This window comes from Ilumatobacter sp. (assembly GCF_039969435.1).
Classification (GTDB): domain Bacteria; phylum Actinomycetota; class Acidimicrobiia; order Acidimicrobiales; family Ilumatobacteraceae; genus Ilumatobacter_A.
Genome location: NZ_JBDVNU010000014.1, coordinates 245,345 through 269,164 on the forward strand (window position 1 = coordinate 245,345; position 23,820 = coordinate 269,164).

Below are 23,820 nucleotides of genomic sequence, written 5' to 3' on the forward strand. Positions count from 1 at the left end.
TGCCCGGTCACGAGACGAAGAGTGCGAGGGCGGGTCGGCCGACGGAGCCGGTGGGATCGCGTCGTCCGACGCGGGAGTATGGTCGAGGGTGGTGCTCAAGGCATGCGCGTTTCTTGCCGAAGACTCGACATATGACAGTGGTCGAAGCCCGCCCGATCCCGGGGCGCCGACAGACAAGCTCGCTCAGATCCAGCATGACATCGCACTCCGAACCCACATCAGCGCCGACGGCTCCGGTCAGCGCGTGGGTGGCGCCCCCCGCCGTGCGTTCCACCCCGCTGGCGCCGCCACCACCGCCCCCCGCGACGTCATCCCCCGGAGCACCCCCTGCGACGTCGACGTCGACGACGTCCCCTGCAACCTCACCGTCAGCGACAGGCCCCGCGACGTCAGCGTCCGCCCGACCACAGGCCGTCGGCCGTCCGGTCCCGACCACGCCGACCCAGGCGCTCGACGAGATGACCGAGGTCATCGTGGGTGCACGCGGCGCCCTCCTCGCCTCGGTCGACGGGTTCGCACTCGCGCAGAGCGAGACCATGCCGAACGAGGCGGCCCACGCCGCGATGCTCGCAGCAGCCATCGGACTCGCGCACCAACTCGTCTTGATGGGCAACGGCACGCAGTTGCGCCAACTCGTCGTCGACCACGACAACGGCCTGCTGCTCCTCTGGCCGATCGGCACGGCACGCGTCCTCGCAATGGTCACGGACTCCAACGTCGACCAGACCCGCCTGCGCCGATTCGTGCGCTCACGCGCGTCGCTCCTGGCGGGCACCTCGTGAACGCAACCGATGCCGATGTCGGCGGCGACGCCTCCACCGACACGCGCACCGGCGTGGGCACCGAACCGTCGCCACGACGACCACTGGTCGAGCCCAGCGTCGACGACCACGTGGCACCGTCGCGTCGAGTCGACACCAACACCGACACGGACACCGACGTCGAGGGAGAGAGAGCTGGAGTGGGAGAGGGAGTGGCCGACCGAGCCGACGACGGCACCCCTGCGCCGACCACGCACACGTTCAAGATCCTGGTGACCGGACCGTTCGCCGCAGGAAAGACCTCGCTGATCCGGTCGGTGTCGCAGACCGAAGTGGTCTCGACCGACGTGGTCACGAGTGGCGAGGAGTCCGACGTCAAGGCCCACACGACCGTCGCGATGGACTTCGGCACCTATCAACTCGACGAGGACGGCGTCAGCCTCCTGCTGTTCGGCACGCCGGGCCAGCCGCGCTTCCGGTTCATGACGAACATCCTCAAGGGTGACGTCGACATCGTCGCCTTCGTGATCGATGCCGAAGCCCGTCAGACCCACGCCGCGGCCGGCGTCGAGTTGCGCTCCTTGCTGTCCGAACTCCGTGTGCCTGCGGTGATCGCCGTCAACCGGTGTGACGACCAGGACATGGCCGATCGGATGGCCCGCTCGCTCGGGGCACTGGCCGGCGAAGCGGTCGTTCCGTGCCAGCTGATCGACTCGGAGTCGGGGCGAGAGGTGATCGTCGAGATCCTGCTCACGTTGCTCGACTCGATGGAGAAGGGCCCGGCGGATTGAGATGACCTCGGAACCGCCGCCCGTTCACCACTCCGCGACCGCTCCACCCCGCGCTGCCGCGAACCTCGGCCTGGCGGAGCGTTACGCCACGTTCGCCGACTACGCGGTCTCGACGGTCGCCGTCCCGCAGACCGCCGCCACCTCGCTCGACGTCGCGCGCTTCCATGCCTTCACCGGCGAGATCACGTTCGCGATCGATCCGGCGGTTCGCCTGTATCTCGACGGCGGCTCGATCTACCACGCCGAGCGCGACGGTGACCCCTCCCTCAGCCGTCTGATCCTCGACGCCGGAGCGATCGACTCGGTGCAACTGCAACGAGGGGTGATCGGCGTCGGCGGGGCCGAACACCTCGGGCGTCTGTTCGATCGAGATGCCACGGTGGATCGAGATCTGGTCATGGTGATCGTCGAGAACGCGACCGACGCCATCGTGCAGCAACTCGCGAACTCGGTCACCGCGACCATCACGGTCAGCGCATATCGCCACCATCCCTCCGGGATCCACCGCTGGTTCGTGGCGTCCTCGGAGCCAACGGGCGTCCACCGACCCTCGAGTGGAGTCATGCAGGTCGATCGCTCGGTGGTGGAGGAACTTCCACGGCTCGGCTCGGGCGGCCAGTTGCCCCACCCCAAGGTTCCCGTTGCGCACGACATGCGGATCGAGTGGGCCGAGCCCGATCCGTCCGGTCTGGGCATCGCCGCACCGCCGGACGGCCGGTCGACGCACGAATCGCGCGACGACGCCACCTTCGACATCCAGGCCGAACTCGACCGATTCGACGCCGACCGCGCCGACTGGACTGCCGGGGGAGGCGACGTGCCCGAAGCATCGGAGTCGGTCGCCTCACCGCTCGGGGAGTTCCGCATCGTCTGGCCCGACGGCACCCGGGACGACTCGATCATCGACGCGCGATGGAGTCCAACGGCCGGACCGACCACCCAGTCGGAGCAACCAGCCGACACCGCACAGCCGACGGCGCCACCGTCCTTCCCGGATCCACGGTCGGAATCGACCACGACGGAATCGACCGCGACCGGCGCGGCGACCACCGGTCTGTCGGGTGCGGAGCCACCCGCCGACGTCGGTGATCCGTTCGCCGCCGACCTGATCGAAGTCGTGCCGGTCGCAGCGATGCCGTTGTCGGATGCCTCGCCGACGACCTCGTCGACCACTCCACCAACGACCTTGTCGACCACTCCACCAACGACCTCGTCGACCTCCCCGTCGGTCGACGAGACGATCGAGACACGCGAGCCAGGACGCTCGACGCCGAGCGACTCCCCGTCACTCGACGCCCCGGGCCCCGGTCCGCTCGGCTTCACGATCGAGCCGCTCCAGATCGACCAGATCCCCGAACCCGATGCAGCCGTTCCCGACGACGTCGCCGCAGCGGTCCGCCGTGCACTCCAGGCGATCGAGAGCGCAGCGGCGCGACCTCGGCCGGCCACCGTCTCCAGCGTCGAACTCGCCCCGGTGGTGCCGCCCGAACTCGCGCTCGCGCCTCCGACGGCCACACCGGCACCGGCGCCGACACCGTCACAGGCCCCGACACCGGCTCGGGCCCCGGCCGCGACGGAGACGCCGACACCCGCTGCGTTCGAGGCGCCGAACTTCGCACCGCCGACGGCGCTCAGCGCACCGACGCCCCTCGCACCCGCTGCCCAGCCGAGCCCTGCCGCTCGGAACGAGCCGCTCGGCTTCGCACCGCCGACCGTCGACATGCGCGCCGAAGCGGTCTACGAGCGGGCGGCCGCGCAGGCGGGAGCATCGGGTGTCACCGAGTCCGGTGTCGCCGATTCCGCATCGAGACACCCGGAACCGGGCAAGGCCTCGATCGTCTTCGTCGACGACCAGGACGACATCCAGAGCGAACGTCGCAGCGCGCTGCGTCGACTGATCGGCAGCCTGCGCAAGAAGGACTGATCGCCCGTTCCGTGGCCGGACCACCCGCAGCCGACCGGGAGCAGCCGACGGGGACAGCGGGAGACCGGCCGGGTGACGGCGTCAGCTGCGGCGGGAACGGAAGAACGTTCGGAGCAGATCGCCACACTCCTCGGCGCGTACACCGGCCACGACCGGGACGCGATGATTCAGCGGGGCGCCGTCGAGCAACCCGAAGTGGCTGGTCACCGCTCCCGCTTTCGGGTCGGCCGCACCGAAGACGAGCGAACCGAGTCGGGCGTTGACCATCGCCCCCGCACACATCGCGCACGGCTCGAGCGTGACCACGAGGGTGCATTCGTCGAGCCGCCAGTTGCCGACGACGCGTGCTGCATCACGCAGCGCAAGCACTTCGGCGTGCGCGACCGGGTCATCGGACAACTCGCGTTCGTTGTGTCGCGCGGCGATCACCGTGCCGTCGCGGACCACGACGGCACCGACCGGAACGTCGTCGTGTGTGATCGCTGCACGAGCCTCGTCGAGCGCGACCTGCATCCAGTCGTGGTGGAGCGGATTGCTCTCGTGCGTCATCGATGAGGAGTCTCGCAGTCGCCGGTCCGGCCGGGGACGGGGCGGCCACGAAAATGACGACGGCCCACCGGAACGAGCCGGTGGGCCACATGGGAATCTGGCGGAGAGGGTGGGATTCGAACCCACGGACCCGTGAAGGTCACACGCTTTCCAAGCGTGCCGATTCGGCCGCTCTCGCACCCCTCCAGATTGTTCGGCAGATTGTGTCGTACCTCGCACTCGCCACGCTATCGGCGAGTGAAAGTGGTGGTGACCAGGCGATCTGCGGCACACAACCGATGCCGATGAAGGCTGCTACCTTCCGGTCCTGACCTGGTTCACGGGCGGTCGTTGCACAGGACCCGGTCACCACCGCCGGGCAGCGTAGCGCCGCCTGGGCGCAACCTGGTCACTCCGGAGCCACGCACGTTCGCGCCTGTCGAGGCACCGGCGTGGCGCAGCGGATCGCGACGTCAGGTGGGGGTGAGACGGCCGGCGTACTGGACGAGGTCCGGTGAGCCGAGCTCCTCGGCCACGAACGCGAACCTCTCCGTCGGGCCTGTCCATCTCCAGTCGTCGACGGAGCCGACGTCGATGTCGATGTCGACGGTCGCGATGCGTCGGAAGAGGAGCGCGTCCTCGTAGTTCTCCTGCAGGGTGGTCGCGAGCTTGGCGGCGCCACGCAGGCCGTCGACGTCCCACTGGCCGGCGGCGGCGGGGATGTCCTCGATGTGCCCGTACCGGGCGAGGACCTTCGCTGCGCTCTTGGCCCCCCAGCCGGGAAGCCCGGGGAACCCGTCGGCCGAGTCGCCCACCAGGCCCAGGAAGTCGGGGATCGACGACGGGCCGATCCCGAACTTGGCGATCACCGCCGCCTCGTCGAGGATCTCACGTTTGCGGCGGTCGAACTGCACGACGCGCTCGCCTCGCACGCACTGCCCGAGGTCCTTGTCGGGAGTGACGATGAGCACCTGTTCGACCCGCTCGTCGGCGTCTCCCACTGCGGCCGCCGCGGCCATGGCGTCGTCGGCCTCGTGGGTGACCATCGGCCAGACCGTGAAACCGGCGGCCGCCAGAGCGTCCTCCATCACGGGGATCTGTCGCAGGATGTCCTCGTCCATCCCGACCCCGTCCTTGTACCCGTCGTAGAGGTCGTTGCGGAAGCTGGTGATGGTGTGGTCGGACGCGACGCCGATGTGGGTGGCGCCGTCCTCCACGAGTGCCAGGGTCGAGGCCACCACGCCGGCTGCGGCCGCCATCGGATGGGTGTTCGAGTGGCGGGCGACCTGCCCGAAGTGTTGACGGAAGAGTTCGTAGGTGCCGTCGACCAGGTGCACGCGCATGGCCGAACCGTACCGCTCCGCACGAATCCCACCGAACGTCCTCCCGTTCGCCTCGACGTTCGGTTCGTGTTCGGACCGCACGAGGTCCTCGACGTTCCGGTTCGTGGACGGGATCGGACCAGGTCCTGTCGTCCCGGTTCCGGACGGATCCCGAGTCGTGACGCCCCGTGCTGCGCCGAACCGGAATGACGACGACATCTGGCGGTCTCGCCGGCACAACACGCGTCAAGTATCAGCAATTCCTCAAGACGCGCAGCACACGGGTCGATACATCAACGAGCCACCCGACCGATTCCCTCACTTCGGAGGGCGAGGTTCCGAGGGAGAGAACCGGACATGAGCGAAGAAATCCAGGAGATGCAACGACAGATCGTCGCTGCTGTGCAACAGGAACTGACCCGCTTCAGCGGCGAGGTCGCCATGAACCTCAAGGCGCTGAGCGACGAGGTCGCTGCGGGAGCCACCGCACGTGCGGAGCTCGAACGTCAGGTCCGCTCGCTGGCCGGAGCGCTGGAGTCCAGCCAGGCCGCGAACACGCAGTACCAGACCGAACTGCAGAACGTCCTCGAGTCGCAACTCAACGAGTTCGGCTCGGCCACCAAGAAGCGCCATGACGAGATGAACACGCGGCTCGGCCGGGTCATCGACGAGGCCAACGTCGGCATCGCATCGGCCGTCGAGTCCGCCGCCCGACCCGTCGTGAAGCAACTGGAGCACCGCCAGGATGCCGTCGAGGCCGAGGTCCGCAACCTGGACAGCAGCATCCGCAAGTTCGACGACCAGGCCGGCCAGATGGTCAACCACATCAACCAGGTCACCGCAGCGATCGACGCACGCCTCGAACGCGTCCAGTCCGACGTTCTCGGCAGCTTCGACGACCGGATGACCTCGATGGTGATGCGGATCGACGAAGTGTCCGCGTTCGCAGCTCGTCAGCAGTCCGAGGTGTCGAACCTGATCGGCGACCGCGTCGACTCGAGCGAGACCCGGATCAACGAACGGATGCTCGGCCTCGAGAACCGGGTCAACGAGGAGATCGGCCAGCGCGTCGCCGACATCGACGCCCACGTCGGTCGGATCGGCGCCGGTCTCGATGAGGCAGTCGACGCGTTGAACGGCCGGATCGCCAAGGCCGATGCCAAGTTCACCGACGTCGAGACGAGCATCGCCTCGTTGCGCCAGCAGATGGAGAACGTCGACGAAGAAGCGATCGACGAGATGAAGGACAAGATCTCCTCGGCACTGGGCCAGGCAGAACTGGTCCGCATCGAGATGGAGCGCTTCCAGGAGACGATCAACGGCAGCCTCGAGACCACCGCCGTCCGCCTCACCGAGATCGAGACGACCGTGCAGGAGCAGAGCATGGACGTCGCCACCGCCGTCCAACTCGAACGACTCGAAGAGGTCGAGCGGGCCGTGCTGATGCTCGACCCCGACATCATCCGTGGCCGTGACGACGGGGCCGACGACGCCACCGTCGCCATGTCCCGGCCGGCCGCGAGCGGCGAGGATTCGAGCCGCTCGACCACGCCGGTGATGCCGTCGAACGACCGCCTCGACGCTCCACCTGCGTCGTCTCCGCTCTCTCCGCCCACCGCCGACCCGACGACGAACGGCGACTCGTCGCTCACCTCGGTCGGACTCACGATGAGCCTGGAGCCGCCGGTCAGCTACTGACCGACGCCTGAAGAACTCCAATCCCGCCCGACGACGACACGACCACAGAACGCAGAACGGAATCCACACTCATGGCACTCGGACGCAAGAAGGACGACGACGCACCCGAACAGAGCGGTGGCGGCGTGGCCCTGGCGGAGCGCAACGCTCCCGGACCGAACCTCGACGAATGCATGGCCGCCGGCCAGGCACTCGTCCAGGCGAACTACCTCACGGCCGAGCAACTCGCCCAACTCCTGACGGATGCCAACGGCGACCTGTTCAAGTTCAGCGAGTACGCGATCAGCCGCAACAGGGTCGGTCGCAACGAACTCGCGCATGCCGTCGCTGCCGCGTGCCAGGTGCCCGCTGCGGACTCCAACGTCGGCCAACTCGACCCGGAGGTCGTCCAGAAGCTGTCCGAGCAGGTCTGCCGTGAGCACAAGGTGATCGCGGTCGCCGAGGGTCCCGAGGGGTTGATCGTGTACGCGGTCGATCCGTCGGCGCTTCGGCGCCAGCAGGTCGAAGCAGCCGCCGGCGGGCAACGCCTGTCGTGGCGTGCGTCGGACCACAACACGGTCACGTCGTTCATCGAGCAGATGTTCCGCAACTCCTCGAACCTCGATGCGATCCTGTCCACGTTCGCCGGCGAGGACGAGCAGCGGATGGCCGCCGAGAAGACGATCGCCGAGGTCAGCCTCGACGACCAATCGCCCGTCGTGCAGCTCGTCGCGAAGATCGTCGGCCAGGCCCTGCGCGACCGCACGTCGGACATCCACATCGAACCGCTCGACGATCGCCTCCGCATCCGCTACCGCGTCGACGGCCAGCTGATCGAGGCGTTCAGCCTCCCGCTGACCGCGCACAACGCACTCGTGTCACGCCTCAAGATCATGTCCGAGATGAACATCGTCGAGAAGCGTGCGCCCCAGGACGGCCAGTTCTCCACGAAGGTCGACGGCAAGGATCTCGACGTCCGCGTGTCCTCCGTGGCGACGGTGTTCGGTGAGAAGATCGTCATGCGTCTGCTCGACAAGTCCAAGTCGATGGTCGGCCTGAGCGAACTCGGCATGCCGAAGGAGACGTACAACACGTACGCCAAGCTCGTGCACGCGCCGTTCGGCATGGTCATCTGTGCCGGTCCGACCGGCGCCGGCAAGACGACGACGCTGTACGCCACGCTGCTCGAGATCAACAACAACGGCAAGAACGTCACCACGGTCGAGGACCCGGTGGAGTATGTGTTCCCCGGCATCAACCAGGTGCAGACGAACGAGAAGGCGGGCCTCACGTTCGCCACCGGCCTCAAGGCCCTCCTGCGTCAGGACCCCGACGTGATCCTCGTCGGCGAGATCCGTGACGAACCCACTGCCCGGATCGCCATCCAGTCCGCACTCACCGGTCACTTCGTGCTCTCCTCGCTGCACGGCACCGACGCCGTCGCCGCACTGCACCGCCTGCTCGACATGGGCATCGAGGCGTTCCTCGTCGCGTCGGCGATCGTCGGCGTGGTCTCCCAGCGACTGATCCGCAAGATGTGCGACAACTGCAAGGAACAGTACGAACTCGGCCCCGAGGAACTCGCCGTGTTCCGCCAGCACTCGGGCGGCAGCGAGAAGACCGTGTTCTGGCGTGGCGCCGGATGCACCTACTGCTCGATGACCGGCTACCGCGACCGCATCGGCATCTACGAACTGCTCCGCATCACCCCGGAGATCCGCCGTCTCATCGTCGGCTGGGCCACCACGGAGGAGCTGCGGCGCCTCGCCGTCGCCCAGGGCATGCGCACGATGCTGCGCGAGGCGATCCAGCTCGTGGAGGACGACACGACCACGGTGTCCGAAGTCGTCCGCACGCTGTTCGCTCACTAGTTTCCAGGTGTCGCTCGGAGCGCTCCAGGCTCGGCGTCGCCGTGTGTCGCTTCCGATCCGGGCGGCCGCGACATCGGTTCCCGAGGTGGGGCTGCTGCCATCCTCCACCTGCTGACTCGATCGGGGTGCGTCGCCACGACTCGAGCGACCGGCCTCTCGCTGACTCGACTCCTGTCAGCCGGCGATGCCGGGGTGCGGGTGGCGTTCGCAGAGTGGGATGTTCGGGTCGACGAAGGTGACCCAGCGTCGATCGAGTCGCTCTCCGATGGGATGTTCGTACGTCCCGTCGATCGACGGCGGTGGACCGCCGGGCGGGGTGGGGCTCGCGCCTGACGCGCGGATGGGCAGACCGTGATGATTCGTGAACACGAGGGAATCGGGATCGTCGGCGTCACCGGTGATGCCGAGTCGTTTCCTGTGGTGCATCCGGTGGTGTCGGGAGCACACGGTGATCAGGTTCGACGAATCGGTCGGACCACCTCGTGACCAGTGCACCACGTGGTGCAGATCGAGTCCGCGAGTCGCCGTGCAACCCGGCACCTGGCAGCAACCGTGGTCGCGGTGCAGGACGGTCCGGCGCAGTCGCTCGGGAATCACCCGGGACGTACGGCCGATCGAGACCGGCGTCGCCCCGTTGACGAAGATCGGATCGATACGTCCGTCGCACGTGAGCAGGTCGCGTAGCGAGTCGGGCAGGGTGATGTGCTCGGTGGTGCCGATCGTGCCGTCGATCTGGAGGAACAGGTTCACCCGGAAGCGATCGCGGCGGTCCTGCGATTCGATGCCGTCCATCGCCCGACGAGCGATCTCGACGAACGCTTCGGCATCGGACACGGGAACCAGCACGTTCGGGTCGTGCTCGACTCCGACCTCGCCGGGGGTGTCACCGTCGGCGCGGGCGACGGAGTGGTCGTGCTCGCTCCCTTCGTCGTCCTCGACACTCGGATCGGAGTTCCCCGGTCGCGCGGTCTGAGCATGGTTGCGGTCGCGGAAAAGCGCGTCGCGGGCTTCGTCGAGCGACTGGTGGATCTGAGCACCCAGATCGGTGTCGAGGTCGGCGTGCAGATACCAGCGGCCGTTCTCCCCGAAGCCGTAGTTCACCCGGTTCTGGTTCGGCTCGGCCTCGTCGGCGTCGTCGGAACGAGCCGGGCCGTCGTGGCGTTCGACTCGAGAACCCGGTGCGGCCTCCTCGTCGATGGGACCAGGGTCGGGGCCCTGATCGGGCATCGGTCCCGGCATCCACGCCCAGTTCGTCTCGCTCACCAGTCGGCGGATCTGGGACACCGTCAACTTGTGCGCGAGCGAGGTGACCTGGGCATCTGCCCATCCGGGGACCGTGCGGACGATGGGCATGAGTTGATCGAGCGACATCTCGCCTCGACGGACCTTCTCGATCGCGACAGGGAACTCGTGGGAGCGTTCGGCGACTTTCACCAGGTTCGATGCCGTGGTCGGACTCACGCCGGCGCGCCACGCCAGGTACTGGGCGGGGGTCCACACGCCGTCGCCCTGCCACTCCTGCTTGTTGGCGAGGAGCCAGATCGTGACGTCGATCAGTCGGCCGTGCTGTGCGTTCAGGTGACCGGCTACGTCGTCGACCAGCGCATCGACGCCAGTCGAAGTCACAGAGATCGTTGGCACACTCATACCATACGCCTGTTCGCGTTGTCTGTCAAGTCCTGTCGCAGAGATTCTTTCCACGGCGATGGCTGGACCTTTCCTGCAGAACGCGCTCAACACCGGCTCGTCGCGTGCCGAAGAGACAGCGAACGAATCCTTGACCTTCCGAACAGGAACCACCCGACATGCCAAAGTTCGCTTACGCCGCCATCGATGCACAGGGCACCCCGGTCAACGGGGTCACCAAGGCCGACACGCTCGGCGGTGCACGCGCTCTTCTTGTGGGACAGAACCTGTTCCCCACGAAGATCGAAGAGTCCCGCGGGTTGCTCGACTTCGAGCTCACTGCAGAAAAGGTCAAGAAGAAGGAGTTGATGCACTTCACGCGTCAACTCGCCGTGTTCGTCAAGGCCGGCATCCCGATCACTGACGCGCTGATCACGATCGGCGACGAGACCGACGACGTCGCATTGCGTCGGGCCATCAGTGGCCTCACCGACGACTTGCGAAACGGCGGCCTGCTGTCGGTCTCGGCGGCCGGCTTTCCGCACGTCTTCCCCGACTTCTACATCGGCATCCTGCAGTCGGCCGAGCTGACGGGACAACTCGATACCGCGTTGGAGAGCCTCGCCGAATACCTCGAGCGTGCCCTTGACACCCGGGCCAAGGTGGTCGGTGCACTGTCGTACCCGATGGTCGTCATGGTGATGGCTCTGGGAACCGTCTTGCTTCTCGCCGGCTATGTGCTGCCGCAGTTCAAGCCGCTGTTCGAGGAACTCGGCGCCGACCTGCCGCTTCCGACGCGGATGATGCTGTTCTTCTCACGCTTCTTCACCGATCTGTGGTTCTTCACGGCTGGATTCATCGGAGTGTTCGTTGCCTCCATGCTCTTCCTGGCCAAGCACCCGACGGGCAAGATCTGGCGGCAGCACCTCGTGCTGAAGATCCCGATCGTCAAGGGCATCATCGACTATGCCATCCTCGAACGGTTCTGTCGGATCCTCGGGGCAATGGTCCAGGCCGGCGTGCCGTTGCCCGAGGGACTGAAGACCGCCACCGATGCGACAGCGAATGTCATCTACATCGAACGTCTGGAGATCGCTCGCGCCCAGATGCTCGAAGGGCGCGGTTTCGCTGGGCCGCTGATCGAGACCGAACTCTTCCCCGGTGCCGCGAGGCAGATGTTCAAGGTCGGCGAGGAGACCGGCACGCTCGACGATCAGCTCGAGATCTGTGCGATCTACTTCGACCGCGAGCTGGAGAGCCGCATCAAGAAGTTCACGAGCCTCTTCGAGCCGATCATGATCGTGTTCGTCGGCGTGATCGTCGGCTTCGTCGCACTCGCTCTCGTGTCTGCCATGTACGGCGTACTCGGCGGTGTGAAGGAAGATGCGGCTCCGGTCGACGCTCCCGCGCCGATCGTCCAGGTCGTCGACATCGAAGGGCCCGGCGCGTTCTGACCGTCAGGTCACGAACGACTCACCGCCCGAGCACGAGGTCCACGAAGTGCTGTCCGACGAACACCGCCACCACGGCACCGAGGGCCAGGAACGGTCCGAACGGAAGCTGGGTCCTCGTGGTCGCCCTGCGGCCGACCATCGCCGGGATCGCACCGAGCGTGCCGAGGACGAAACCGAAGAACAGGCCCGGCGCCACGATGCCCGGGTTCAACCAGCCGAGGAACATCCCGAGCAGCGGGGCGAGGATCACGTCGCCGAACCCGAAGGCCACGTCCTTGCCGTAGTACGCGTTGCTCCCGAGGTAGATGCCGCCGATCAGGCCGAGTGCGATCATCGCTCCGAGCGCCGACATCCAAATGCGGTCGGGCTCGCCGACGATCAGCGCCGCCACGATCAGCGCCACGCCACCCAGCACCATGCCGGTGAAGGTGATCTCGCGTGGCAGGCGCTGCTCACGGATGTCGATCCAGGTCTGCACCACCAGCACCGAGCCGAAGATCAGGAACGCGGGGAGGACGGCGATCGAGTCGTCGACCATGGAGTCGTCAGCGAACCTCAGTGCGAACACGACCCAGACCGCTACGTTCATCAGCTCGATCACGATCGGCTCCTTGCCGATCGGGTTGCGGCACCGGCGGCACTTGCCGCCGAGTGCCAGCCAGCTGAACACCGGGACGAGGTCGAGGGGGCCGAGGCGCAGCCCGCAGTTCCCGCATGCACTCGGCGGCCGGTTGATGTTGCCGCCGCGGGGCACCCGATCCGCCACCACGGTCAGGAACGAGCCGATCAGCAGGCCGAACACGACCACCAGCGGAATCAAGAACAGAAGACTCATCAGATCCAATCAGCCGGCACCCGTCGGTTCGTGACCGGAGGTTAGACCCCCATGCCCGTCGAATCAGCCATCAACCCCGACCCCATGCTCGTGTCGCTCGCGACCGCAACGGTCCAGTCCGGAGCATCCGACCTCCACCTCACGGTGGGGCGCCCGGCGACGGTTCGCCGCGACGGTTCGCTCGTGTCGTTCGAAGGCGTGCCCGTGCTGACCTCGAATGAGATCGACCGGATGATCATGTCGCTCATCACTGTGGAACAGAAGCAGGAGCTAGAGGACGAGAGTCAGGTCGACTTCTCGTTCGGTCTGCCCGGTGTGGGTCGATTCCGCGCGAACGCCTTCAGCCAACGCGGCTCGTATGCACTCGCCCTGCGAGTCGTGCCGTTCCGTGTTCGCACACTCGAGGAGCTCGGTGCTCCCGTGGCATGCACCACCCTGTCGTACAAGCCGTATGGCATCGTGCTCGTGGTGGGCCCGACCGGTTCGGGCAAGTCGACCACGCTGGCCGCGATGATCGACCGGATCAACGAGACGCGTCCCGTGCACATCCTGACCATCGAGGACCCGGTCGAGTACCTGCACCACCACAAGGTGGCGATGATCAACCAGCGTGAGGTCGGTACCGACGTGCGGTCGTTCAGCCAGGGCCTCAAGAGCGCACTGCGTGAGGACCCCGACGTGGTGCTGCTCGGTGAGATGCGTGACCTCGAGTCGATGGAGATCTCGCTCTCGCTCGCCGAGACCGGCCACCTCGTGTTCGCCACACTGCACACCAACGACGCCGCCCAGTCGCTCGACCGCATCATCGACGTGTTCCCGTCGGAACGACGCGATCAGATCCAGATCATGCTCGCCGGTGCACTCCAGGGAGTCATCTCCCAGCGTCTGCTGCCGGGCATCGGCGGCGGCCGAGTTGCCGCGTACGAGATCATGGTCGCCAACGAGGCGATCAGGAACCTGATCCGGGAGGGCAAGTCGCGCCAGATGCGCAACATGATCGCCACGGGCGCGGCCGACGGGATGCAGACGGTCGAGATGGACCTCGCCCGTCTGGTGGCCTCGGGCCTGATCAGCCTCGAGACCGCCATGGAGTCGTCGGCCTACCCGAAGGAGATCCAGGCTCAGCTCGCCACCGCCCGCTCCCAACTCCAGGCACAGGCGACCATGGCGGGCGGCCAGGCCGCCTCGTCCGGCTCGGGCGAGTACGCCGACCGCTCTGTCGGCGTCTGATCGTCCACCGGAGTCGAGAGGAACGTCATGGTTGCCAAGAAGCTCCCGTACAAGAACCTTGCCGGCATCACCACGTGCCCCGGTGGCTGGCTGGTGCTGCCCGCCCGCATGGCGGGCATCACCGTGGCGGCCGAGGAGGCATTCGTGGTGAAGAACCTGTTCGACGTGCTCGACTACCGACCGTCGTTCGACGCAGCGGCGATCAACGCTCCGATGGGCCTGAAGGATTTTCCAGACGGACCGTGGCGTGCATGTGATGTCGACGCTCGCCAATACGTCGGATGGCCGCGCGCTGCTGCGATCTACGGCGTACCAAGTCGGCAATCCTTCCAGGAGCGGTCCGGCGAGGCGGCGGCACGCACCGAGCCGTGGATGAACGCAGCCGACAAGCGTCGGTTCCACCGGATGCGTGAAGCCGCACAGGAACTCCAGCCGTATCACGCACGTCGATTCGTGCCGGCCCATCCGGACGTGTCGTTCACGGCGATGAACGGCGACGTGAAGCTGAAGACCTCGCCGTGGCACGAGGACGGTCGACTCGAACGGCTGCAGCTGATCAAGGACCAGCTTCCCGGCGTGGACGACGTCGTCACCCGCACCCCGCCCGTCGGCGCACATCCGAAGATGTTGATCGACGCCGCCGCGATGCTGTGGACGGCACGCCGCCAGTCGGGTCGAGCGATCTCGCGGTTCCCCCTCGACCCCACCTGGGATACCGAAGGCATGCGCACCGAACTCGTTCGCTGACGACTGGAACGCCCGATTGCGGCGTTCCGCAGGTTCGTCGTTGCCGGACGGCAACGTCCTCACTGCGCGCCTTGCACTCGAACGCCCCAGCCGCCAGCGAACCGAGGTGAGGTCTGTCCGGACGCCGAGTGAGGCGACGGGTCGGACTCTGGGTGGCTGTTGTCGCGGATTGCGGGACGGATCGCACCCGGACCTGCGCACCGCGGCCGCTCCACTCGTGTGGGCGCTGTCGAATGGGCGGGCGGGGCAGACTGAGCCGATGTGGACGAGAGCGTTGGTGACCGGGGCGTCGTCGGGGATCGGTCGGGCGATCGCCGTCCAGCTGGCAGCTGCGGGATCCCACCTGGTCGTCGTCGCCCGCGACGAGGCGAAATTGCACGAGCTGGCGGACTCACTCGACGTGCCGTGCGACGTGCTCGTCGCCGACCTGTCCGATCGGGCAGCGCTGGCATCGGTGGAGGAGCGACTCACCGGCGACGACGATCCGATCGACCTGCTCGTCAACAATGCGGGCTTCGGATTGCACGGTCTGTTCCACGAGCTCGACGCGGAGCGTGCCGCTGCGGCGGTCGAGGTGAACGTCGCAGCACTCCACCGATTGGCGGCCGCCGTAGCGCCGGGGATGGTGCGCCGGGGGCGAGGAGGCATTCTCAACGTGTCGTCCGTGGCTGGGTTCACGGCCACCCCGGGCGGGGCCACCTATTCGGCGACCAAGGCGTTCGTCACGTCGCTGTCCGAGGCGCTCCACACCGAACTGCGGCCGCACGGGGTCCACGTCAGTGCGCTCTGCCCCGGCTTCACCCGCACGGAGTTCCAGGCACGCGCCGACCACGACGTCTCGTCGGTTCCCGACTCGGCGTGGCAGAGCGCCGAGGATGTCGCAGCGGCAGGGTTGCGCGGGATCGCGAAGAACGCACCGATCGTGGTTCCGGGCGCGGCGAACAAGGCGATGGTCGGCGTGATCAACACGTTGCCGGCACGGCTCAGACGCGCGGCGGTCGCCCGGTTCGCTCGTTGACGATTCGACCGGGGCCTGCCCGACGTCGGTGAGGTCTTTGTCTGCTCAGGCGAGCGACAGGCCGTCGATGGGCCCTGCGAAGCGAGCCGTGTCGATCGGCTCGATCGCCACGAGGTCGTCACTCGCGAAGTGATCCGAGCCGATCGGATCGGACGCCAGCTCGGCCCGCATGTCGATACCGAGTTCCTGGAGTTCCCGATCGAGGTTGTCGAAGGAGAACGCCTCGACCGGCGGAGGCGGGAGCGACGGGTCCTGGGACGACACCGACGGTGCGGCCATGAGCAACTCGGGGGCCGGCGATCCGAACGACAGTGCGGGGGGCATGTCGGTCGAGGGAACCGCCGGCGTCACCGGCTCAGCGATGGTCGGGTCGGGTCGTGCTGCTGCGGGAACCGTCGGCACGGTGTGCGCCGGGGAGGCGCTGGGGGTGAAGAGTTCGGTGATCGCGTCGGCGAGCGCCTTCTGGTTGGACAGGCACTGCTGGAGGCCGTCGCGGATCTCGGCCACCTGGGCGTCGAGTGAATCGAGACGGATCGACACGTCGGTCCCGCCGCCCGACGACGACTCGATGCGGTCGGCACGTTCCCGCTCGATCAGGCCGACGACTCGCTGCTCGCTCCGCTCGCTCGCATGCTGGGCTTCGGCGCGGACCAACTCGACCTGCTCCTGCGCGATCTGCGCATAGGCGGCGAGCGAGGTGAACTGACTCGAGATCTGCTGTTCGACGTGAGTGACCCGCTGGTGCAGTTGGTCGACCCGGACGGCTTCGGCGACGGCGGTCTCGTCGCCGAAGAAGTCGTCGATGGCGATGCCGTGCTCTGCTCGCTCGTCGATGTCGCTGGATTCCTTGGTCTTGCCGAACATGTCGTGTCCTGGTCCGCCTGCCGCAGCGCGGCTGCATTGTCGATCGGGTGGGTGTCGTGCGTGCTCAGCACGCTCCCTGTCTCTTTCGGCGGGTTGTTCAGTTTCTTGAGCAACCTGCTGGCGCAACGTCATGCACCTTGACCGGTGCTTCGGATCTGAGTGTGGGTTGAGGTAGCTGGAGGGGTCCGCGGGCGCGGGCAGGGGCCCGACGAGTCTGGGTGTGTCTTACGCATCCAGAACTCGAGGAGCCCCTGTTGGAGACCAACCCTACGCGCATGTGCGAACTGCTTGTCGGCTTGCCCGATGTCAACGTCGATGGAGTCGGTGACTGGCCCGGATGGCTGCGCATCGCGATCACCAGCCGTGCATCCAGGCCGCTGTGTCCCGGCTGCGCGGGGAGGGTGTGGGGCCATGGTCGTGTCGAGGTCGAACTCGTCGACTTGCCGTGCTTCGGTCGGCGAACCCGGCTGGTCTGGTCGAAGCAGCGTCGGCGTTGCCCGAACCCGAACTGTGGTGTTGTTACCTTCGTCGAGTCCGATGATCGCATCGCTACTGAGCGTGCGGGGATGACGGATCGGGCGGGTCGGTGGGCGACGTTCCAGGTCGGCCATCACGGCCGAGCCGTGTCGGAGGTGGCAGCCGATCTTGGCTGCGATTGGCACACGGTGATGGACGCTGTGAACCACCACGGACGACCGTTGATCGACGACCCGAACCGCATCGGCAAGACCGTCGCCGTCGGCCTCGACGAGGTGTTGTTCTGCCGGTCCGGCAAGTTCAAACGTCGGTGTTGGTCGACCCAGGTCGTCGACGTCGCCCGAGGCCAACTCCTCGACATCGTTCCTGGTCGTGACGCTGCGAGCTGTTGTCGATGGTTCGCAGCCCAGCCCGATGAGTGGGTCGATGGGATCGTGTGGGCGACGTTGGATCTGTCAGGTTCGTATCGGTCGGTGTTCGACACGATGCTGCCTCATGCGATCCAGATCGCGGACCCGTTTCATGTCGTGAAGCTCGCGAACTTCGTGCTCGACGAGGTCCGCCGTCGGGTGCAGAACGAGACCCTCGGCCATCGTGGTCGCAAGACCGACCCGCTCTACCGGAGCCGCAAGTTGATGACCATCGCCCATGAGCGTCTCGACGACGAATCGAACCTGAAGCTCGTCGGGCTGCTCGAGGCCGGCGACCCGCGAGGCGAGGTCCGCAACGCATGGCACGCCAAAGAGGTCGTGAGATCGATCTATGCGATCGACGGCCCGGAGACTGCTGTCGAGTTCGTCTCCCAGCTCGGCATCGACCTCCAAGACGACTCGTGTCCGCCAGAGATCCGCCGCCTCGGACGCACCATCACCAAGTGGCGCCAACAGATCGCTGCGTGGCATCAGGCGAGGTTCACGAACGGACCGACCGAAGCCGTCAACAACCTCATCAAGCGAGTGAAGAGGGTGGCGTTCGGGATCACGAACTGGACCAACTACCGCACCCGATCCCTGCTCTACGCCGGCAAACCCGACTGGACGATCCTCGGCATCAACCCACGCTGAAATCCGAAGCGCCTGATTAGGACGGTCGCTCGCTGTGAAGTCGCATGACGAGTCAGCCCGGCGGTTGAAGTCCGTCTCCGGTCGGTTCCGCAAGCGTCACGAGACGGGAGCCTTCCCGGCGATATGGGTCACCGTGCGGCTCACCTGGCGCGACCACTATCTATCGACCTCACCACCCAACAGCTGGAGTCGCAAGCCCCGATTACGACGGGTCGGTCCGAGGAGTTCCTTCAACCGGGCGCTGCCTACGATCGATACTGGAACCGTGAAGCGAGCACTCATCCCAGTTCTGATGGTGGCGGCCGCATGCTCGTCGACCGGCGACGCCACCCAATCGGCGGACGTACCCGGCGCCACCACCACAGAGTCTCGGCCAATTGCGTCATCATCAGATGCGACCACCACGCAGCCGGCGCAGTCCAATGCGGCTACCTCCGTGCCGCCTTTGACGGTCTCGTCGTCTACACCACCGCCAGACGATGACGACACTTCGGCCACCCGGCTCGGCGTTGACACGATCGAATTCATCGAGGTCACCCTTCAGGATCCCCCGCCGTTCCCGCGTGTGGACGGGTACGAAGCCGTCGGGGAGCCAACAAGCCAGTCGCTGCGTCTGTTCGATGACGGGATTCCGGTCACCTACGGAACCGCATCGGTGAACCGATGCGGCGAAGGAGTGTGGGTGAGTCGATGGCGCGTCCTCGACCTCAACCCAGTGCCCATCGTCGCTACCCGCGCACCGGGCGGCCTCGCTCTTGACCCTGTTGCATCAGACCTACCTCCCGCTGAGGCCGGCTTCCGAGGGCACCTCGGCGGCTCCCAGTGCGAGGTACCCGCTTTCTACCTCCAGACGCCGGGCAGCGGGAACCTCGTCGACGTCCTGGTCGAGTACCAGCGCTACGAGATCTCCGTTAACGAACCCGGCGTGACCGATACACCCGTCGGCCAACCCTCCGCCCCCATATTCACGCCCTGCTCGACCTACGAGATTGCCTTCGATCTCCCGCTGCGCCAATGCAGCGAGGGCCGTACGGTCCGCTACGCCCAAGAGCAACTCGCTGAACGTGGATACCTCGACCCGCTTGCCGTGGACGGCCTGTACGGCGCCGACACCGCCTCTGCGGTGTTCCGGTTCCAACAAGACGCCAACCTCGTCGCCGACGGAACCATCGGCACCAACACCTGGAACCTCCTCCTGGTCGGCGTCGGACTCCCCGGTATCGACCTCAACGGAGACGACGTCATCCAGCCGGACGAACTGGGCGAGTGACACGAACGCTCACTGATCTCCCCGGCAGCGGCGAACAGGTCACTTTCCACGTGCTGGGCAGGGTTAAGCCGCTGTTACCGCCCGCACGATGATGGTCTCGCCGTCGTTTCGAGACGCCCAGAACCCGTCTAATGTCTCGGTGAGCGCACGGAAAAGATGCGGGCGGTAGAGCGCGGGATCTCCAGCTGGCTCTTCACTCGTAACATCTTGGCGAATCCAGAGTTGTCGACCTTCGAGATCGATCACAACATGACCGGTGACGCCGGCATGTACAACGGACCCGTCGGGGTTAAGGAACTCGTACTCGTAATCTCCACGTAACAGCGTGAAGATCTGATCCGAAACCTGATCGCTGACCACTTCCTCGCTGCGGGGACGCTCCAAGCCAAACAGCACGCGGTGCCAGTCGCCGCGGCGTACTTCGAACGGTTCGAGCGCAGCCATTTTACGGTTCGGCTTCAACTGGTCGATCGGACTCGAGTAGCCAGCTCGTTCCCAGCTTTTCGTTTCGGTCCATCCGAGCTCTGTCGCAACCGCGACCGCCTCAACGAAAGTGGTGCAGAACACCCGCGCCTCCGACGGCTCGTGAACATTCCACACGTGAACGATGCGGAGACTCGGGAACTTCTCGTACTTGCGATCCACGCCGAATCGAGCCCCGCTCACCGCTTTCACCTGGACGGGAACAGCGCGAAACAAGCCAAGGTCGGCGTACGCGATGAGATCGACACCACGATCACGACGGGGATCAGCGACCTCGATGCCGTCTGCAATCATCATCGAAGTCAGCAGTGCTACGCCTGCCAGTTCGACTCGTTGGCTGTCCACCTTCATCTGTCCTCCTGGCGTCTAGCCGGACTCAGCGCGGGCTTCTCCAATCGACAGTAGCTGTGCCCTCAACCGTGCAACTCACTCTGGCAGCACCCGTGGAACCAGGCCCTTAATGTGTCCCTGCGCGACGGACCCGAATACACGGCCGAGTTCAAGGAGCCGTCGGTCCGATTCGTGTTCGAGCACATCAAGGCCGACGAGTCGCGGTACTCGGCATGTCAGCGCCTCGGCCCGAAGCTGAACGTGAAGCCGGTGACGCTCTACAACTGGGTCAAGATCGCCACCCCGAAACCGTCGAAACCGTCAGCTGCGGCCGGCTCGATGGAGGATCTGAAGGCGCAACTCGCTGAGGTCCGCAAGGAGAACCGCGAACTTGCTCGGGCGAACCAGATCCTGCAGGACGCAGCGACTTTCTTCGGGGCGGCGCTCGACCGTCGATCACGCAAGTGAGTGAGTTCGTCAGAGCGTTTCCGCATCACGGGGTCGAGCCGATCTGTCGTGTCCTCTCCACCGAGGACCACCCGATCGCCCCGTCATCGGTTCGCTCCGCGCTGCGCCGACCAACGTGCGCACGCCGACTCGAGGACGACCAGTTGAAGCCGGTCATCGCTGCGGTCTTCGCCGGCGACTACGAGGTCTACGGCGCCCGAAAGATCAAGGCTGTCCTCGCCCGCGAACACAGCCTGATCATTGACCGGGCGCGAGTCACGCGTCTGATGTCTGAGCTGGAGATTCGAGGCGCAGCCCGCTCGCGAACGATGCGCACGACACGACCGGACAAGTCGTCGCCTCGCGCACCGGATCTCGTGAAACGCCGCTTCGCCGCCGATCGCCCGAACGAACTGTGGGTGTCGGACTTCACCTACGTCGCGACCTGGTCGGGGTTCGTCTACGTCGCGTTCATCATCGACGTCCACTCCCGCTTCGTCGTCGGCTGGCGAGTCAGTTCATCGATGACCACCGACCTGGTGATGGACGCGTTGGAGATGGCCGTCTTCAACCGGCGCACCCGACTCATCGACGACGTCATCGCGCACTCCGATGCCGGCAGTCAATACGTTTCGATCGCCTACACCGAACGCCTCGCCGAGATCGGCGCCCGCCCCTCGATCGGATCGATCGGCGATTCCTACGACAACGCGCTCGCCGAGTCGATGAACGGCCTCTACAAGACCGAACTCATCCGCCGACGCGGCCCCTGGCGCAACGCCGAGCACGTCAAGATCGAGACGCTCGCCTACATCGAATGGTTCAACCACCGACGACTGCACGGCGAACTCGGCCAGGTCCCACCCGCCGAGCACGAAGCCGACTACTACGATCGGCACCGGGCGATCACGACAGATCAAACACCAACCCTGATCTGACGCAATTGCCCGGCCGATTCATACACATTTCTGATGTGAGACGTAGGTGGTCAAATGATGGGCGGGTCGGTGTATTGCTGACCCACACGAGAGACATGCTCGGTCCAGGCAAGGCCGTCCCAGAACCGAACTTCGAAGCGGCCGGACGGATCGGCGTACCATCCCTTAGGCACCCCAGACTCACTTGACTCATCGGCAGCAGCGACGGTAAAGACGTACCTCACCGGAGCATCGGTGTATTGCTGACCCATACGAAAGACATGCTCGGTCCAGGCAAGACCGTCCCAGAACCGAAGTTCGAAGCGACCGGACGAATCGGCGTACCACCCCTCAGGCACCCCAAACTCACCTAAATCATCGGCAGCCGCGACGGTTTCGAAGTACGTCACCGGAGCATCGGTGTACTGCTGACCCATACGAGAGACATGCTCGGTCCAGGCAAGACCGTCCCAGAACCGAAGTTCGAAGCGGCCGAACGAGTCGGCGTACCACCCCTCGGGCATAGCGCGCTCCACCTTTTGCGGCGGTGTTGATCTCTGAGCGGCCTCTGGTAGGGCATGGTTCGACGGGGGTGGCGACCGACGCGCAGGCTCGGCCGTTGATTGTGGGCGAATGCCTGTCCCATCCTCAAGTGTCATGGCTAGTAATTCCCGGAGCCGTTTGGGTCGAAGCCCGACAGAAATGGCGTACCCCGCCGCCTCCTGCAGGTATTCCCCGCTAGTTTTCCCGCCAGCTGCTGCAGCCGCAAAACAGATGGTCACGAGGGTCTCGGTACCGACTACGTCGTTGGTGAATGCTGCAGCGGTGCGGGCGACGTGAAACAGATCCGTAGCGTGCCGCAACGTCTCTACGGTGCGCGAAGCTTTGTCGATCTCGGCAGCAATCCACCGGCAGTCTTCCGCCGTCGGAGCATAAGAATCGCTTCGTTCCGGAAAGGTCGTGAAGAGTGGTACTGCACCCGGCGATCGGCGAAACAACTCCGCAGTCACTCGTCCGATCCGCCCCACGTCAGCTGGGTTGCAACGGCCGGAAGAAATTGCGGCCTCCACCGAACGCGAGTAGTCCGGGTCCGCCGCAATGTTGGCAAGTTTTGCGTACCATCGCTCCTGCAGCTCAGCTGACGGCTTGGCTCCCATTTGATTTGGAATCACGGATTGCGCGATCGGATTTATGGGATCCCGGTTCGGGCGCTCTGATTGCCGAGGTGGGCTCTTAAGCCGTGGAGGTTGTCGTGGCGCTGGCGGCCGGGGGGGCCCACTTCCTTGTGCCCCGTCCTGGGCTGAGGCGCGTCGTCGAAGATCGACCGCCGTCGAGGTTCCAAGGACTGTCGTCGCCGGTGCACCGGATCGTTCAAGAAAGCCTGACCTCGGAAGGTTGGACATCGATAGCGAACGAAGGCGAGCGTCGGCAAGCGAACTCCGCTGCCCGTCGCCCGCAAACTTGAAGTACAAGGCCGCCTCGCTCAGGTGTTTCGCAGCTTCTTCGAGCGCTCCGCCAGCAAGTGCGGCCTCGCCAGCTTCTTCGAGAGCCCTGGCCCGCAACGTCCGACAACCGGTTTGGTCGGCAAGGTCGATGTTGCACACGTGCTGAAAGACCTGTCCAGCCTCCACCAAACGTTCAGCGGCTCCAACTGAGTTTCCCCGAAGTGACTGGGCGATCCCCGCCCACATCAGGAGTTCACCGTGCTTCTTCCGTGCGGACAACGCAGCCATTTCCGCTCCTACGCGTTCGATTCCGAGCGACGTGGGAACAGACGCGAGCGGAGCACAGGACTCGGCAACGGCGATCGCATGGTCGATCCAACCCAACGGCTCAGGTGACTCGGTTGTGAATCGCCCTGGGTTTGATGGAGGCTCGTTCTATTGGTTTCCAACCCCGGTCGGGGCGGTCTGTTGTGCAGCGTAGAACGCTGCTTCGAACTCGTCGGGCGGGACATCGCCTCAGTGGCTGTGGAGGCGGTCGGTGTTGAACCAGTGGACCCAGCCGAGCGTGGCGAGTTCGAGCTGGTCGACGTCGTCCCACGGTCGTGGTGCGTCAGGTCCGAACACGCACTCGGTCTTGTAGAGCCCGTTGACGGTCTCGGCGAGCGCGTTGTCGTAGGAGTCCGCGACGGTCCCGATGGAGGGGCGAGCGCCGATCTCGTCGAGGCGTTCGGTGAACCGA

The 23,820-nt window shown here is 65.9% G+C and carries 20 protein-coding genes, 1 tRNA gene, 1 other RNA gene and 1 pseudogene; 13 read left to right on the plus strand and 10 right to left on the minus strand.

Annotation, left to right across the window (positions count from 1 at the left end; genetic code table 11):
* Positions 1–458 precede the first annotated feature (458 nt).
* The 3 genes from ABJK40_RS08560 to ABJK40_RS08570 are packed head-to-tail and all read left to right on the plus strand — an operon-like array spanning position 459 to position 3,476.
* A complete protein-coding gene (locus ABJK40_RS08560) occupies positions 459–782 on the plus strand; it encodes a roadblock/LC7 domain-containing protein (RefSeq protein WP_348479742.1) in 324 nt (107 codons plus the stop codon).
* Positions 779–1,552, plus strand: a complete 774-nt coding sequence (locus ABJK40_RS08565; protein ID WP_348479741.1) for a GTP-binding protein — start codon at positions 779–781, stop codon at positions 1,550–1,552. The genes ABJK40_RS08560 and ABJK40_RS08565 overlap by 4 nt, the downstream gene beginning before the upstream one ends.
* Before the next feature lies 1 nt (position 1,553).
* On the plus strand, positions 1,554–3,476 hold the full coding sequence (locus ABJK40_RS08570; RefSeq protein WP_348479740.1) for a hypothetical protein: 1,923 nt from the start codon (positions 1,554–1,556) through the stop codon (positions 3,474–3,476).
* Between the two features lie 81 nt (positions 3,477–3,557).
* Here ABJK40_RS08570 and tadA read toward each other — a convergent pair whose 3' ends face one another.
* The 4 genes from tadA to ABJK40_RS08590 form a co-directional block, all read right to left on the minus strand.
* Positions 3,558–4,025, minus strand: a complete 468-nt coding sequence (tadA, locus tag ABJK40_RS08575; RefSeq protein WP_348479739.1) for a tRNA adenosine(34) deaminase TadA — start codon at positions 4,023–4,025, stop codon at positions 3,558–3,560.
* A gap of 98 nt (positions 4,026–4,123) precedes the next feature.
* Positions 4,124–4,211, minus strand: a tRNA-Ser gene (locus ABJK40_RS08580).
* Between the two features lie 62 nt (positions 4,212–4,273).
* Positions 4,274–4,372: signal recognition particle sRNA small type (gene ffs / locus ABJK40_RS08585), an RNA gene on the minus strand.
* Between the two features lie 105 nt (positions 4,373–4,477).
* The gene (locus ABJK40_RS08590; protein ID WP_348479738.1) at positions 4,478–5,347 is read right to left on the minus strand and encodes a 5'-3' exonuclease H3TH domain-containing protein; all 870 of its coding nucleotides are present in this window, start codon (positions 5,345–5,347) and stop codon (positions 4,478–4,480) included.
* Between the two features lie 336 nt (positions 5,348–5,683).
* On the opposite strand from ABJK40_RS08590, the gene ABJK40_RS08595 reads away from it, so the two are divergent.
* A complete protein-coding gene (locus ABJK40_RS08595; protein ID WP_348479737.1) occupies positions 5,684–7,024 on the plus strand; it encodes a hypothetical protein in 1,341 nt (446 codons plus the stop codon).
* A 71-nt stretch (positions 7,025–7,095) separates the two neighbouring features.
* The gene (locus ABJK40_RS08600; RefSeq protein ID WP_348479736.1) at positions 7,096–8,874 is read left to right on the plus strand and encodes an ATPase, T2SS/T4P/T4SS family; all 1,779 of its coding nucleotides are present in this window, start codon (positions 7,096–7,098) and stop codon (positions 8,872–8,874) included.
* Between the two features lie 174 nt (positions 8,875–9,048).
* Here ABJK40_RS08600 and ABJK40_RS08605 read toward each other — a convergent pair whose 3' ends face one another.
* Positions 9,049–10,515: an HNH endonuclease signature motif containing protein gene (locus ABJK40_RS08605; RefSeq protein WP_348479735.1), complete on the minus strand. Its 1,467-nt coding sequence runs from the start codon at positions 10,513–10,515 to the stop codon at positions 9,049–9,051.
* A gap of 164 nt (positions 10,516–10,679) precedes the next feature.
* Here ABJK40_RS08605 and ABJK40_RS08610 point away from each other — a divergent pair, with 164 nt between their 5' ends.
* Complete coding sequence (locus ABJK40_RS08610) at positions 10,680–11,954, plus strand: type II secretion system F family protein (protein ID WP_348479734.1); 1,275 nt, start codon at positions 10,680–10,682, stop codon at positions 11,952–11,954.
* Between the two features lie 19 nt (positions 11,955–11,973).
* Here the strand turns inward: ABJK40_RS08610 and ABJK40_RS08615 are convergent, their stop codons facing one another.
* Positions 11,974–12,789: a prepilin peptidase gene (locus ABJK40_RS08615; protein WP_348479733.1), complete on the minus strand. Its 816-nt coding sequence runs from the start codon at positions 12,787–12,789 to the stop codon at positions 11,974–11,976.
* 51 nt (positions 12,790–12,840) lie between these two features.
* On the opposite strand from ABJK40_RS08615, the gene ABJK40_RS08620 reads away from it, so the two are divergent.
* The 3 genes from ABJK40_RS08620 (at position 12,841) to ABJK40_RS08630 (ending at position 15,784) form a co-directional block, all read left to right on the plus strand.
* On the plus strand, positions 12,841–14,019 hold the full coding sequence (locus tag ABJK40_RS08620; protein ID WP_348479732.1) for a type IV pilus twitching motility protein PilT: 1,179 nt from the start codon (positions 12,841–12,843) through the stop codon (positions 14,017–14,019).
* Positions 14,020–14,046: 27 nt separating this feature from the next.
* The gene (locus ABJK40_RS08625; protein ID WP_348479731.1) at positions 14,047–14,766 is read left to right on the plus strand and encodes a DUF429 domain-containing protein; all 720 of its coding nucleotides are present in this window, start codon (positions 14,047–14,049) and stop codon (positions 14,764–14,766) included.
* 259 nt (positions 14,767–15,025) lie between these two features.
* A complete protein-coding gene (locus tag ABJK40_RS08630) occupies positions 15,026–15,784 on the plus strand; it encodes an SDR family oxidoreductase (RefSeq protein ID WP_348479730.1) in 759 nt (252 codons plus the stop codon).
* Positions 15,785–15,829: 45 nt separating this feature from the next.
* On the opposite strand, the gene ABJK40_RS08635 is transcribed toward ABJK40_RS08630, so the two are convergent.
* The gene (locus ABJK40_RS08635; protein ID WP_348479729.1) at positions 15,830–16,648 is read right to left on the minus strand and encodes a hypothetical protein; all 819 of its coding nucleotides are present in this window, start codon (positions 16,646–16,648) and stop codon (positions 15,830–15,832) included.
* 275 nt (positions 16,649–16,923) lie between these two features.
* Here ABJK40_RS08635 and ABJK40_RS08640 point away from each other — a divergent pair, with 275 nt between their 5' ends.
* Together ABJK40_RS08640 and ABJK40_RS08645 are read left to right on the plus strand one after the other, a co-directional pair.
* Positions 16,924–18,189: an ISL3 family transposase gene (locus ABJK40_RS08640; protein ID WP_348479728.1), complete on the plus strand. Its 1,266-nt coding sequence runs from the start codon at positions 16,924–16,926 to the stop codon at positions 18,187–18,189.
* Between the two features lie 265 nt (positions 18,190–18,454).
* Positions 18,455–19,459: a peptidoglycan-binding domain-containing protein gene (locus ABJK40_RS08645; protein WP_348479727.1), complete on the plus strand. Its 1,005-nt coding sequence runs from the start codon at positions 18,455–18,457 to the stop codon at positions 19,457–19,459.
* A gap of 63 nt (positions 19,460–19,522) precedes the next feature.
* Here ABJK40_RS08645 and ABJK40_RS08650 read toward each other — a convergent pair whose 3' ends face one another.
* Positions 19,523–20,293, minus strand: coding sequence for a hypothetical protein (locus ABJK40_RS08650; RefSeq protein ID WP_348479726.1), 771 nt, complete (start codon positions 20,291–20,293; stop codon positions 19,523–19,525).
* A gap of 111 nt (positions 20,294–20,404) precedes the next feature.
* Here ABJK40_RS08650 and ABJK40_RS08655 point away from each other — a divergent pair, with 111 nt between their 5' ends.
* The gene (locus tag ABJK40_RS08655) at positions 20,405–20,740 is read left to right on the plus strand and encodes a hypothetical protein (protein WP_348479725.1); all 336 of its coding nucleotides are present in this window, start codon (positions 20,405–20,407) and stop codon (positions 20,738–20,740) included.
* Positions 20,737–21,657 carry an IS3 family transposase gene (locus tag ABJK40_RS08660; protein WP_348479724.1) on the plus strand — a complete coding sequence of 307 codons (921 nt, stop codon included), beginning with the start codon at positions 20,737–20,739 and terminating at the stop codon, positions 21,655–21,657. Before ABJK40_RS08655 ends, ABJK40_RS08660 begins: the two co-directional genes overlap by 4 nt.
* Before the next feature lie 50 nt (positions 21,658–21,707).
* On the opposite strand, the gene ABJK40_RS08665 is transcribed toward ABJK40_RS08660, so the two are convergent.
* Positions 21,708–22,808, minus strand: coding sequence for a DUF2510 domain-containing protein (locus ABJK40_RS08665; RefSeq protein ID WP_348479723.1), 1,101 nt, complete (start codon positions 22,806–22,808; stop codon positions 21,708–21,710).
* A 792-nt stretch (positions 22,809–23,600) separates the two neighbouring features.
* A pseudogene (locus ABJK40_RS08670) lies at positions 23,601–23,820 on the minus strand (integrase core domain-containing protein); the annotation flags it as partial.

Coding starts and splice junctions, on each gene's coding strand:
- ABJK40_RS08610 (WP_348479734.1), top strand. CDS start 10,680: ATGCCAAAGTTCGCTTACGCCGCCATCGATGCACAGGGCACCCCGGTC.
- tadA (WP_348479739.1), bottom strand. CDS start 4,025: ATGACGCACGAGAGCAATCCGCTCCACCACGACTGGATGCAGGTCGCG.
- ABJK40_RS08635 (WP_348479729.1), bottom strand. CDS start 16,648: ATGTTCGGCAAGACCAAGGAATCCAGCGACATCGACGAGCGAGCAGAG.
- ABJK40_RS08600 (WP_348479736.1), top strand. CDS start 7,096: ATGGCACTCGGACGCAAGAAGGACGACGACGCACCCGAACAGAGCGGT.
- ABJK40_RS08640 (WP_348479728.1), top strand. CDS start 16,924: ATGTGCGAACTGCTTGTCGGCTTGCCCGATGTCAACGTCGATGGAGTC.
- ABJK40_RS08595 (WP_348479737.1), top strand. CDS start 5,684: ATGAGCGAAGAAATCCAGGAGATGCAACGACAGATCGTCGCTGCTGTG.
- ABJK40_RS08615 (WP_348479733.1), bottom strand. CDS start 12,789: ATGAGTCTTCTGTTCTTGATTCCGCTGGTGGTCGTGTTCGGCCTGCTG.
- ABJK40_RS08650 (WP_348479726.1), bottom strand. CDS start 20,293: ATGAAGGTGGACAGCCAACGAGTCGAACTGGCAGGCGTAGCACTGCTG.
- ABJK40_RS08560 (WP_348479742.1), top strand. CDS start 459: ATGACCGAGGTCATCGTGGGTGCACGCGGCGCCCTCCTCGCCTCGGTC.
- ABJK40_RS08570 (WP_348479740.1), top strand. CDS start 1,554: ATGACCTCGGAACCGCCGCCCGTTCACCACTCCGCGACCGCTCCACCC.
- ABJK40_RS08630 (WP_348479730.1), top strand. CDS start 15,026: ATGTGGACGAGAGCGTTGGTGACCGGGGCGTCGTCGGGGATCGGTCGG.
- ABJK40_RS08625 (WP_348479731.1), top strand. CDS start 14,047: ATGGTTGCCAAGAAGCTCCCGTACAAGAACCTTGCCGGCATCACCACG.
- ABJK40_RS08590 (WP_348479738.1), bottom strand. CDS start 5,347: ATGCGCGTGCACCTGGTCGACGGCACCTACGAACTCTTCCGTCAACAC.
- ABJK40_RS08620 (WP_348479732.1), top strand. CDS start 12,841: ATGCCCGTCGAATCAGCCATCAACCCCGACCCCATGCTCGTGTCGCTC.